Annotated in this window: 10 protein-coding genes and 2 pseudogenes; 3 read left to right on the forward strand and 9 right to left on the reverse strand. The window is 58.3% G+C overall.

Translation table 11 applies throughout. From position 1 onward, the window contains the following. The 4 genes and pseudogenes from FHT86_RS37180 to FHT86_RS37195 all read right to left on the reverse strand — a co-directional run bounded on the left by FHT86_RS37180 (nucleotide 1) and on the right by FHT86_RS37195 (nucleotide 4,305). Complete coding sequence (locus FHT86_RS37180; RefSeq protein ID WP_133704428.1) at nucleotides 1-1,233, reverse strand: 3-methyl-2-oxobutanoate dehydrogenase (2-methylpropanoyl-transferring) subunit alpha; 1,233 nt, start codon at nucleotides 1,231-1,233, stop codon at nucleotides 1-3. Nucleotides 1,234-1,301: 68 nt separating this feature from the next. After that, nucleotides 1,302-2,429 carry an acyl-CoA dehydrogenase family protein gene (locus tag FHT86_RS37185; protein ID WP_133704429.1) on the reverse strand — a complete coding sequence of 376 codons (1,128 nt, stop codon included), beginning with the start codon at nucleotides 2,427-2,429 and terminating at the stop codon, nucleotides 1,302-1,304. Nucleotides 2,430-2,455: 26 nt separating this feature from the next. Next, a pseudogene (locus tag FHT86_RS37190) lies at nucleotides 2,456-3,510 on the reverse strand (acetyl-CoA C-acetyltransferase). A gap of 27 nt (nucleotides 3,511-3,537) precedes the next feature. Next, nucleotides 3,538-4,305 carry a 3-hydroxyacyl-CoA dehydrogenase gene (locus FHT86_RS37195; RefSeq protein ID WP_133704430.1) on the reverse strand — a complete coding sequence of 256 codons (768 nt, stop codon included), beginning with the start codon at nucleotides 4,303-4,305 and terminating at the stop codon, nucleotides 3,538-3,540. Nucleotides 4,306-4,500: 195 nt separating this feature from the next. On the opposite strand from FHT86_RS37195, the pseudogene FHT86_RS37200 reads away from it, so the two are divergent. Together FHT86_RS37200 and FHT86_RS37205 are read left to right on the forward strand one after the other, a co-directional pair. After that, a pseudogene (locus tag FHT86_RS37200) lies at nucleotides 4,501-4,970 on the forward strand (AraC family transcriptional regulator ligand-binding domain-containing protein); the annotation flags it as partial. Between the two features lie 73 nt (nucleotides 4,971-5,043). Next, nucleotides 5,044-5,415: a hypothetical protein gene (locus tag FHT86_RS37205; RefSeq protein WP_133704431.1), complete on the forward strand. Its 372-nt coding sequence runs from the start codon at nucleotides 5,044-5,046 to the stop codon at nucleotides 5,413-5,415. Here the strand turns inward: FHT86_RS37205 and FHT86_RS37210 are convergent. The 3 genes from FHT86_RS37210 to FHT86_RS37220 form a co-directional block, all read right to left on the reverse strand. Next, complete coding sequence (locus tag FHT86_RS37210; RefSeq protein WP_133704432.1) at nucleotides 5,355-5,708, reverse strand: RHS repeat domain-containing protein; 354 nt, start codon at nucleotides 5,706-5,708, stop codon at nucleotides 5,355-5,357. The genes FHT86_RS37205 and FHT86_RS37210 overlap by 61 nt on opposite strands. 742 nt (nucleotides 5,709-6,450) lie before the next feature. Further along, nucleotides 6,451-8,196, reverse strand: a complete 1,746-nt coding sequence (locus tag FHT86_RS37215) for a CocE/NonD family hydrolase (protein ID WP_246779845.1) — start codon at nucleotides 8,194-8,196, stop codon at nucleotides 6,451-6,453. Nucleotides 8,197-8,234: 38 nt separating this feature from the next. Further along, nucleotides 8,235-9,185 carry a cyclase family protein gene (locus FHT86_RS37220; protein WP_133704433.1) on the reverse strand — a complete coding sequence of 317 codons (951 nt, stop codon included), beginning with the start codon at nucleotides 9,183-9,185 and terminating at the stop codon, nucleotides 8,235-8,237. A 271-nt stretch (nucleotides 9,186-9,456) separates the two neighbouring features. Between FHT86_RS37220 and FHT86_RS37225 the strand changes: the two genes are divergently transcribed. Beyond that, on the forward strand, nucleotides 9,457-10,179 hold the full coding sequence (locus FHT86_RS37225) for a TetR/AcrR family transcriptional regulator (RefSeq protein ID WP_133704434.1): 723 nt from the start codon (nucleotides 9,457-9,459) through the stop codon (nucleotides 10,177-10,179). Between the two features lie 18 nt (nucleotides 10,180-10,197). Here the strand turns inward: FHT86_RS37225 and FHT86_RS37230 are convergent, their stop codons facing one another. After that, the gene (locus FHT86_RS37230) at nucleotides 10,198-10,872 is read right to left on the reverse strand and encodes a GntR family transcriptional regulator (protein WP_133704435.1); all 675 of its coding nucleotides are present in this window, start codon (nucleotides 10,870-10,872) and stop codon (nucleotides 10,198-10,200) included. 186 nt (nucleotides 10,873-11,058) lie between these two features. Further along, a complete protein-coding gene (locus FHT86_RS37235; RefSeq protein WP_133704436.1) occupies nucleotides 11,059-11,676 on the reverse strand; it encodes an adenylate kinase in 618 nt (205 codons plus the stop codon). Between the last annotated feature and the right edge of the window lie 134 nt (nucleotides 11,677-11,810).

Below are 11,810 nucleotides of genomic sequence, written 5' to 3' on the forward strand. Positions count from 1 at the left end.
TCAGTATCCTGCCTTCTGCCGCTGGCGGCGGATATGGGCGGGCATTTCGGCATAAACGCCCTCGAAGATGTCGCGCACCGACGGCTTGCCGCCGGCATGAAGCGTTCCGTGGCTCTCGGCTTGCTTCTGTGCCTCGATGACCTCATCGAGAACCTCGGCCTCCGCCTGGGCGTGGCGCTCCTCGGACCAGACGCCGCGCACGATCAGATGCTTCTTCAGCCGCAGCACCGGGTCACCGAGCGGCCAGGCCTCGGATTCGGTCTTAGGACGGTAGGCGCTCGGGTCATCCGACGTGGAATGGGCGCCGACGCGATAGGTGACGTATTCGATCAGCGTCGGGCCGAGATTGCGCCGTGCGCGCTCGGCGGCCCATTTTGCGACGGCATAGACCGCCAGGTAGTCGTTGCCATCGACACGCAGCGCCGGGATGCCGAAGCCGAGGCCACGGGCGGCAAAGGTGCCGGAGCCGCCGCGGGCAATGCCCTGGAAGGTCGAGATGGCCCATTGGTTGTTGACGATGTTGAGGATCACAGGCGCCTTGTAGGTGGAGGCGAAGACAAGGGCGGAATGGAAGTCGGATTCGGCGGTCGAGCCATCGCCGATCCAGGCGGCCGCGATCTTGCTGTCGTTCTTGATGGCCGACGCCATGGCCCAGCCGACAGCCTGGACATATTGGGTGGCGAGATTGCCGGAGATGGTGAAGAAGCCATGCTCCTTCGACGAATACATGATCGGCAGCTGCCGGCCACGCAAGGGATCCGCCTCGTTCGAGTAGATCTGGTTCATCATCTCGACCATCGGATAGTCGTCGGCGATCAGGAGCCCCGCCTGTCGATAGGTCGGGAAATTCATGTCCCCCTTGTTCAGCACCTTGCGGAAGGCGGAACCGACGGCTTCCTCGCCGAGGTGCTGCATGTAGAAGGAAGTCTTTCCTTGTCGCTGCGCCATCAGCATGCGGGCGTCGAAGGCCCTGAGCTTCATCATGTTGCGCAGGCCAGTCAGCAGTTCCTCATCCGAGAGCAACCCGGCCCATGGGCCGACCGCCTCGCCGTCGCGGTTGAGAACACGGATGATGGAATAGGCGAGATCGCGGATATCTTCCGGTGCCACATCGATCGCCGGTCGCGGCACGGACCCGGCCTTTGCGATCTTCACGTTGGAGAAATCCGGCTGGCCGCCGGGCCGGACCGCCGGCTCGGGGACGTGCAGGCTCAGATTTGGAACCTCATTCATATGCTGTGATACCTCCCTTGCCGGCCGCCCCACCGTTACTCCCCTCGGCGGGTATGGCCGCAAAAATTCTACAAATTGCGTGCGATAACGATGCGCTGGACGTCGCTGGTTCCCTCGTAGATCTGGCAGATGCGGACGTCGCGGTAGATGCGCTCGACCGGGTAGTCCGCCATGTATCCGTAACCACCATGGATCTGGATCGCATCGGAACAGACTTTTTCGGCCATTTCCGAGGCGAACAGTTTGGCCATGGACGCTTCGGTAAGGCAGGGTTGCCCTTCCTCCTTCAGCTGGGCCGCATGGAGCACCATCTGGCGGGCTACCTCGATCTGTGTCGCCATGTCGGCAAGCCGGAAGGCCACCGCCTGATGGTCGATGATCGGTGAGCCGAAGGCCGTGCGTTCGCGGGCATAATCGCGCGCCGCCTCGAAAGCTGCACGCGCCATGCCGACGGACTGCGATGCGATACCGATGCGCCCGCCCTCCAGGTTCGACAGGGCAATGCGGTAGCCATCACCTTCCTCACCGAGCCGATGGTCTGCAGGGATGCGCATGCCGGTAAAGGCGATCTGGCATGTGTCGGACGAGTGCAGGCCCAGCTTGTGTTCGACACGCACGACCTGGTAACCGGGCGTGTCGGTTGGCACGATGAAGGCGGAAATGCCCTTCTTGCCCGCATTCGGGTCGGTGACGGCGAAGACGATGATGACATTGCCGTTCTTACCCGAGGTAATGAACTGCTTGGCGCCGTCGATGACATAGTGATCGCCGTCGCGGCGAGCGCGGGTCTTCAGGTTCGAGGCATCGGAGCCGGCCTGCGGCTCGGTGAGGGCAAAGCCGCCGATCCATTCACCACTCGCAAGTTTCGGCAGGAAGTTTTGCTTCTGCTCCTCTGTGCCGTATTTCAAAATCGGCACGCAGCCGACGGAACTGTGCACGCTCATGATGGTGGAGCAAGGGCCGTCACCGGCGGCTATCTCCTCGAGTGCCACGGCATAGGCGATCACGCCCGTTTCCGAGCCACCGTAGGCTTCAGGCACGAGCATGCCGAGGAAGCCTAGCTTGCCCATCTCCCTAAGTTCCTCGCGGGGGAAGCGGCTCTTCTCGTCGCGCTCGGCCGCGCCCGGCGCCAGCCGCTCGCGGGCAAAATCTCGCGCCATGTCGCGAATCTGGACCTGGTCTTCAGTCAGGATCATATCCCGGGTCTCCTCCTCGAAACCGTTCAGTTCAGTTCGACGGCCATCACAGTCGCTTCGCCGCCGCCGATGCAGAGCGTCGCCATGCCGCGCTTCATGCCGAAGCGCTTGAGCGCGGAAGGCAAGGTGACAATCACGCGGGCGCCAGAGGTGCTTATCGGTTGGCCGATTGCGCAGGCACCGCCGCGAACATTGACCTTGTCGTGCAGCAGGTCGAGGTCGCGCATCGCCGCCATGGCGACGACTGCAAAGGCCTCATTGATCTCGAACAGGTCGACATCCTGCGGGGCGATGCCCTCGCACTCAGCTGAGAGCGCCACATCAACACCAGCGCGGCCGCGCCGCCGGATATGGAAGACGCGTTCGCAACGGGCACCGTACCGTTTTCGCGAAAAGCCGGCTTCAGCGTCGGAATCTTCTCCAGCTTCGCCTCGCCGGGCTGCTCGTCGCGACTGACGACCAATTCGCACCGCCCTGCCTTCACCGTGACGGCAATGATCTCGGCGTCGATCGCCCCCGCCTCGATCGCATTCCGTGCACAGGTCAAGGACGTGATGGCGTAGTCATCTTGTGCGGTGCGGGTAAACTGGTCGGCCTCGAAGGTGCCCATGAGGCGTCCCTTGTCAGAGGCATCTTCCAGCCCGTCCGGGAACACGTGATCGACGACGCGCCCGTGCCCGAGCCGGTAGTCGCCGCGGGCACGATCGGGCAGAAAGGGGGCATTCGTCATGCTCTCCATCCCCCGGCAACGGCAATCGAAGCGCTGCCGGTGCTGATAAGATCATGTGCCAACATGACGGCCCTCATTGCCAAACGGCACAACTTGTTGACGGTGGTCGCTCCCGTGGCAAACGGTAAGCCAGCCCCGATCGCGGGCCGGTGCCTGGCCTTGACCGGCGGGCAGAACGTAACCAAAGACCGTCTCCTCCACGGCGTCCACACCGATGCCGATGCGGTCGAGCGTAGCGCGGATAACTGCCGCACCGAGTTCGGGCGCGGTGGAAACTCTGAGGTCCCGCTGAAAGCCGCCGATTGGAGTACGGGCCGAGCCAAGGATGACGATCGGATCTTCTAACGTCATATCAAAACCTCCCGCAACGAGCCTGCCTCAGTGTGGCGCCATGCGCAACGCACCATCAAGACGGATGACTTCGCCATTCAACATGACGTTTTCACAGATGTGGCGCACCAATGCTGCAAATTCCACCGGCTTCCCGAACCGTTGCGGAAAGGGCACGCTCTTGCTGAGCGAATCCCGCACTTCTTGCGGCATGCCGGCCATCATCGGTGTCTCGAAGATGCCTGGCGCGATGGTGACGATCCGAATGCCTCTGCCAGCCAATTCCCGGGCGATCGGTAACGTCATGGCGGCGACGCCGCCCTTGGAAGCCGCATAGGCCGCCTGACCAATCTGCCCATCGAAGGCGGCGACCGAGGCCGTGTTCACGATGACACCGCGCTCGCTTTCTGCGTCCGGCTCTTCTTTGGCGATTGCCGCCGCAGCGAGCCGGATCATGTTGAAGGTGCCGACGAGATTGATGCCGACCGTACGGGCAAAGCTGTCGAGCCGGTGCGGGCCATTGCGGCCGATCATTTTTTCGCCGGGAGCGACGCCGGCGCAATTGACCAGCCCATGCAGATGGCCGAAGCGTTCCAGCGCCATATCGACCGCGGCCTGGCCGTCCTTTTCTTGGGTGACATCCGTCTTGATGAAAGCCACGCTGGTTAAAAATTCGCTGACGATCTCGGCGCCGGCACCCGTGTTGACGTCGGCGATCACGACGTTCGCGTCCTCACGTGTGAGCATACGCGTGACCGCCGCGCCAAGGCCCGAACCACCACCGGTGACGACAAAGGTCTTCCCGCGGATCAACATCGTCGCTCTCCTCCAGCGCAGGCGATTTCAACCGAGGGCCTCCCGCGTCGCGCAGTCGCCCGCCGCATCGCATCCCCCGGCACGACGCGATTTGCATTGCGCCTTGCCCTACCCTATCGCCGCACGATATTGCATTCGATGACAAAAGCGCCTCAAACTTTCGGACAGTTTTACCATACCTCACAAGGGATGACGATGACGGAAGCCGGACGGCGGATGATATCAGCTTTCTTCGTGAAGGAGGCGATCGACTGCCTTCGGCGACAAGGAAAGTCCCCCGAACGAGCGCTGACGGCGCTCGGCCTGTCACCCGGATCGACGCGCCGATCTCCGCGGAAAGCTACGGTGCGCTCTGGCTTGCGATCGCGGCCGAGATAGAAGACGAATTCTTTGGCATGGGCGGCAGACCTATGCGGCGCGGCAGCTTCACGCTGCTCTGCCATTGTGTGCTGCATGCCAAGACCCTCGACCAGGCGCTGCAGCGGGCGCTGCGTTTTTTGAACATTGTCCTGGAGGACCCGAAAGGACATATCGAAGTTGCCGATGGGCTGGCGCATGTTGTGCTCACGGACTTGACGAGCGCGCGCTCCGCCTTTGCCTACCGCACGTACTGGATTCTGCTGCACGGCATCACATGCTGGCTCATCGGGCGCCGCCTTCCGGTAATTTTTCTGGGGTCGAATACGGATTGTTAGGCCGGAGCAGTCCATCGTCATCGCTTTGTTCGGCGACAAAGCCATGGCAGCGGAATGGACGATCACGATCGAGGGCAGGAACGAATTTGGCGACATCTGCCGGAAGGAGGTCCGCATCGATAAGTGCTGGGAGCGCCGGTTCGACGGCGACATTGGCTTGTCGATCGACAAGGGCAAGAAGATCATGGCTGCATTGCAGAGCGCGGTCGTGAACCATGAGGCGGAGACGTATGCCCTTTTGCGTCGGGTTTGCCCGGACTGCCATACGTTCCGGCTGGTCAAGGTCTACACGGCGCGCCGGATTTTTGGCACCGATGAGGTCCGCAATCCTCGCTGGATGCTGTGCCGGGAGTGTTACCAGGGCATGGTCGGCGCCTTCGACAACGGCAATTGGACGTCTGTTGGCGTCAATTGATATCGCCAAAGCCGTTCCTCTCTGTCCTTGTAGGAGACGAACTCCAGCCTCTGATAGGTGTAGCGAGCCGATGTCCCGTCCGGGTAAGTGATTTTGGTGATGCGGTCGGCAGTGTCATAGTCGAATGTGACCGTCCAACCTTCAGAATCGGTATAGGTCCGCACGCGGGCAAAGGCATCGTAGATGTAGCTTGCCGCTGTGGCATTGTTGGCATTCGTGACCGATGCCAGATTTGCATTCGCGTCGTATTGATACGTGGTCCTTTCGCCGAGCGCGTCGGTGAACGAGGTCATTTGACCGGCAGCATTGTGCTCGATCGCGCTCGTGCGACCGGCCGCATCACTATAGAAAATCGGCCTTTGCTGCTTGTTGTAGATGTATTGAGCGAGTGTCGAGCGCGTGCCAAATTCACTCGCCTGGCTGACCGCTGCTCTCGATCGCCGTACCTTTGATGGTGGATCCCGGCATGTGCACAAAATGCCGGATCCCGGCCTTCGTGCAATCGCATCCGCCTGTGTCGGTGGCACAAGAATGTCAGGCGCTCGCGCTTATATCCGAACGACCGATCTACTAACGACCGATCTACTATGGAAACCGGAACCCGTTTAACCGCCGTAGGGCAAGCGGAGGAGCGGACATATTCGGCGATGGTACCTGCCAACGCGTCCGCCGATCGGAATGGCATTCGTAGTCGACCCCGCGGGGTCGACTACGTGAGAGACAGGCTGAAGACTCCACGTGCGGGGTCTTACCGATTAGGAGCCGGGGTCAGACCCGGGATCAGGTTTTCCATGCGCTCCTGCTCTGTCCAGATCGATCCTACCAAATCCCCGGTGACCAAACCGCTTATGCTGATAGAAATCCTGCTGTCTGCCTGGTTCCTTGCTATAGCAGCAGTAACCCTGTGCGAGGTCCGAAGTCCAATCACGGAACAGGCTCCACCCCCCGCCAAAAGCCAGCGCGCTGATGAAGGAAAGCCGCCAAGCCACATCGCGCCGGCTTAAACCCCGAATATTGGTGTGCTTTATACGACCTTTACGACGTAGCAGGGATGTACGGAAGCAAGACATAATTATCGTGTCCTTCTCCAAGATGCACAGTCGTTGTACCGCCAAACACTTCGGGGGGCCGATCATTCTCATCATCATGCAGAAACGGACCGCATCCGGTAAACTCGTTCTTCATGTTTGACAAACGCCCTCCGCTGCCACCCGGATAGACATAATCCCTACCCCGTATGCTGAGAGCGAGGCGATAGCCTTTGGGAACGACGATGCACGTCGGCCAGATCTCGATGTCGAGCTGATAGATCTGACCTGGCTCTAGTGGCTGCTTTTCATCGTGAGTGTGCCAGGGTCTGTAAGGAAGGCTTTTTTTCGGATCGAGTTTGCGATGGGACGCTCGAAGCCAACCCTGCGCGATCGGCGTATGCGGATCGAGCGCGCCTTGAAACGTTACTTCCTTCATATCGGGTGCAAACACGCGCACGATCAGGAATAGATCAGCGTCCCTAGTAGACGACGAGATCGCCAATCGAGCACTGATAGGGCCAGTAATTTCCGTGTCGGCCTCGGTTGGTTCTGTCAGGAAGGTCAAGCCATCGCCCATCGCATCGAATGACAATTGCTTTTCGACGGCTGGTTTTGTCGGCGTAATTCCGCTCAGGTGAGAGAGATGCAGCTTCTCCCACGATGTCCTCGCCAGAGGCCACTCATTTTCGTAACGCTCAACGAAGCGTTCGCCGGGATGCCGGACCAACAACTGAACCTTAGGACGCTCGTTCCAGCCATTGTCATGCCCCTTCAGGAAGTAATCAAAGAACTGCTTCTGTATATGGACCCCACGGTCCGTATAGAAAGGAGCCCAGTGAGACCCGCCGTGGACCTCCAACCATTTTTGTTGCGAGGCAGCGGCGAGGAACCCTTCGAAGTTACCCCGGGCGTGGAGGCCTGCGCCGCCCCAATTGCCAGCGGATAGAACCGGCACCTTTATTCGATCGGGCTTTGCCGAGCGCTCGAGATAGTAATCGGTCAGCATCTCGCGCGCGAGCATTTCTTCGTGCATATTTTCCCGGTTTGCGATCAACTCCTCGTCACTCAGTGTCTCGGGTCCGCAAACCAGTTCCCCCGTGACTCTGCTTCGTCGGCCTCGGTCGCCGACGCCGTGCTGCACCGTTTTGACCTGCATATCCTGCCAATGCTTTCGGAAAGTGCAAAGAATACCTCCGTGGCGGTTGCCATCTCGGTAATTGTCGTGCCACCCTTCCCAGACACAGATTGCGGCGAGGTGAGGCGGCTGTGTTCCCGCAGCGCGCCATTGGTTAGCGCCGTAGTAGGAAATTCCGTTCAGACCAACCTTGCCGTTTGACCAGGGCTGGCTGCCCGCCCACTCGATGCATTGATAGTAGTCCTGTTGCTCGCGATCATTGTTATGGCAAAGGTAACCCGGAGACCGTCCCGCACCACGCGAGTCGACCCGGATTACGACATAGCCATCTGGCACCCATTTTTCCGGATCGACTACCTCCCAATTCGCATATTTGTTGGAGGTGTTGCTGACGGCGTCAGGATCTTCGGCGCACATTCGGTCCCAGGCTGTTTTGTAGCCCTCCTCGAAATGCAGTCCTTTACCATACGGGCCATAAGTCATGATGACAGGGTAGGACCCCTCGCCTACCGGGCGAAAAACGTCCGCTCTGAGCACCACCCCATCGTCCATTACGATCGGCTGATCCCAAATGATTTGCATATCATCTTTGGTTTCGGCGACTTCTTGGGTCATTCCTATTCTTCCTCCAGATTGGATATCCGCTGCCGTTCTTATTTGATTGCCTGCGGATTGATCGGCGAGCCGGCGCCCCCTGGGAGGTGGAGAGGCGGCGCGGAGAAGAAAAACTCATAGATCCTGTCTTCCGCGCAGTCCTGTGCGAGCTCCTCCAAATAGAAAATCTCACCCATCGAGATTCCGATTGCCGGGATCACGACCCAGTGCCACGGTTGGTTTGCATCGTTGGTTTCATTAGGACGAACTTCACAACCCCAGGTGTCGGAGCAGATAGCGGCAACGTCCTTCTCTTTCAGCCAATAACACGTCTCGAAACCGAAGCCTGGCGCGGACCCGCCCGCATATCCGGTCCAGTCACCCTTTGCCAGGCAACGTTCCTGATGGCCGGTTCGCACAATTACGAAATCGCCCTTCCGTATTTCGACTCCCTGCGACGCTGCACATCCATCCAGGTCATCGCGCGATATTGCATAACCGTCATCAAGTGAATCAACTTGCTTGTAGCGGGCTACGTCCAACAAAACGCCCCGGCCGACCATTTTGTCTCGAACGTGTTCGATACCATTCTTCTTTGCGCCCTTGACGTCGACCAAACTTGCATCAAAGCCGTTGTACATCTTGTCGCCCATAAAGATGTGGCACAATGCATCCCACTGCGTCGACGCCTGGCACGGCATGTTGATCGCATCGTCTGCGTATCTCAGATATGGCGCAGGTTCATCCTGATTGCCGAGCACTGCGTCCGTACCGGTTGCAAGCATCGTATGGATCGGGTTCCATCGGCCACCAAAAAGGCCTGACTGAATTGGCTCCTTCAGGGAGAGACCCAGCGCAAAGACCTTTCCTTTGCGCACCAACCGCGCCGCGTCGACGATATCCGCCGGAGTGACGTTGTTCAGGGTACCGATCTGATCGTCTCCCCCCCAGCGCCCCCAGTTCGACAATTCCCGAGATGCCGTTTGAATTGCAGCCAGATCAACCTTCATCGTTTCCTCCACTTGGTTGGTTATCGATTGATAACTTATCTGACGGCGACTATTCAGTCAATACGCTTCGCCAATGCCCGGATTTCTCCTTGAAACAACCCGCAGTTTGAGATTAGGTTATCAACAAGTGCTTTTTTTTGAGTTTTTTCAAAAAACCTCAATCATTGTGTTATGTTACGAACTGATCGCTTGGTTATCGGCGCAATACGGTCTACAGAAACCTACGACGCCGGAGTGGCAATGCCTGCAACGGTAAAACAAGGCAGAAGTGATGAAGATTAGAAATGAGGCGCAATCCCCGATGGGTTCAGTCAAAAAGCCTGAGGTATCGAAGGTTGATGTCGTCTCGAAGACCCGATCGAAACCGGTGCGCTCATCAGAGCGCCTCCCGTTCGAACAGCGTCGCGAAATGATCTTGAAGAAAGCTGTCGATGTTTTTGCAGAACGTGGGTTCGACGCAACGACCCGTGACTTGGCGCGGCACCTGGGAACCACCCAGCCCTTGATGTACAAGTATTTCAAAACCAAAGATGACCTCATCCAGGAAGTTTACAGACGGGTCTTCCTGGATGTCTGGGATACCGCGTGGGATGAGATTTTGGTCGACCGTAGCCGGCCAATAACGGAGCGGCTTATCCAATTCTACAGGAGCTACACCGACGTCATTATGAACCGCGGTTGGATGCGGATCTATCTCTTCGCGGGCCTGAAGAACGTCGGGATTACGAGTTCATATATACGATTAGTGGAGGAGCGCGTTATTCGGAGGATTGCAATGGAGATCTGTGCTGCTCACGGTATTCAGATTTCAAAATCCAGCGAGGCACGTTACATGGAGCTTGCCTGGAGCCTACAAGGAAGCATCTTTTATTACGGCGTCAGGAAGTACGCTTATGAACTGGACCCGAGCGTTCCGAGAACCGTCGTGATTGACGACGTTGTAAAGATATTCGTAGCGTCGTGGCCGAAGGACAACGAAAATTCGAGCCCGTGAGGCAGGCGGCATATTCAGCTAGCCTCGCCGCTCCGATATATCGGCGGACATGAACCGCGCCAAAGTTACTCCAGCGTTCAACATGTGTTCACGCATCACTCGAGCCGCTTCATCTCCGTCACCACGCATGATCGCTCTCAGGATCTCCGCATGCTCTGCATGTGACTTTGCCAGGCGCTCCCCATGTCTGAGTTGGGTTCGTCTGAACGGCATGAGCCGCGATCGCAAACGGAGAAGCTCTTCCAAAAGAAAGGAATTGTGCGCAGAGCTGTAGAGTTGCTCATGAAAACGAAGATTCGACTCATCGTAGAGATCAAGATCTTTGTTTCTGACAGCAAGCGCAGCCGCATCATGGATCTCACACAGAAGTGCGCGCTCGTCCCCCGTGATGCGATGTGCTGCCAGTCGTACGCACATTGCCTCCATCTCAGCTGTTACCTCGAACATCTCCATGAGTTTCGGAAGCGTCAATGGAAGGACAACCGCTCCCTTGCGCGGTCGAATTTCGATAAGACCGCTGCTTTCCAGCTGTTTAAGTGCCTCTCGAACCGGCGTGCGAGAGGCTGAGAACTGTGCGGCCAGATTGTTTTCATCAAGCACGGTTCCGGGAGCAATATTGCCAGTTGATATGTCGTCCATGAGCGAAACGCGGATTCGTTGGCTCAAGGATCGAATGTCCTCGCTACCCGGCATGGAAATCCTTTCTGTGTGCGACGGCGCGTCCGCGCTGTTGGTCCCACACTTCATACAGACGTCGACCCGCGAAGCCTAGGTGCCATTCAGCAGGTTGGCGATGTTGCACGGAGGGACGAGCAAAGGCTCATGTGGCCTCGCAATATCTGCCTTCGCCAAATCAACTTCGACGCCGTCGCGCGGCATTCACTCTCCCTTGCGTGGCATCGCCGACCGCTGTCTCACCAGTGCTTCCACCAGATGATCGGCAATCGTCGCTGCTATCTCCTCAGCCGATGCCTGCCCGTCCACTTTGATCAACAGACCGCAGCTCTCATAAAACGCTGACAATGCTCGTGTTTCCCTGCCAAAGGCCACGAGCCTCTTACGAAGGATTGCCGAAGTGTCGTCAGCCCGCGCATCTTCACCAGCGGTCCCGGCTTCCTTTGCCCTTGCCTCAATTCGAGCAAACAACTCCTCCTCGTCAACCATGAGCTCGACGACCGCTGTGAGGCTCTGCGACCTCAAGGCCTCTTCAAGAGCGATCGCCTGTCGAATGGTGCGCGGATAGCCGTCCAAAATAAAGCCGTTCATCGTGTCCGGCTGGGCCAGCCTGTTCGCAACGACAGACGACATGATATCGTCATCAATCAGCTCACCGGCACTCATTTTGCTTTCAACCTGCCGCCCGAGTTCAGTTGCCGCCTTCACTTCGAAACGCAAGATATCGCCGGTCGACAAATGAGGGACCTGATGTCGTTCTGCGAGCCGTTTGGCCTGTGTGCCCTTCCCTGCGCCGGGGGGACCTAAAAGGACCAGTCTCATTCAATTCCTTCCCATGTCTTGTCTATGTGGGGTTGGCCTTGTTCTGCCTATTGGCAATCAAATCATCGACGACAGCCGGATCGGCCAGCGTCGATGTGTCGCCGAGCGAACCGAAATCGTCCTCGGCGATCTTG

The organism is Rhizobium sp. BK313 (genome assembly GCF_014193655.1).
Taxonomy (GTDB): Bacteria; Pseudomonadota; Alphaproteobacteria; order Rhizobiales; family Rhizobiaceae; genus Rhizobium.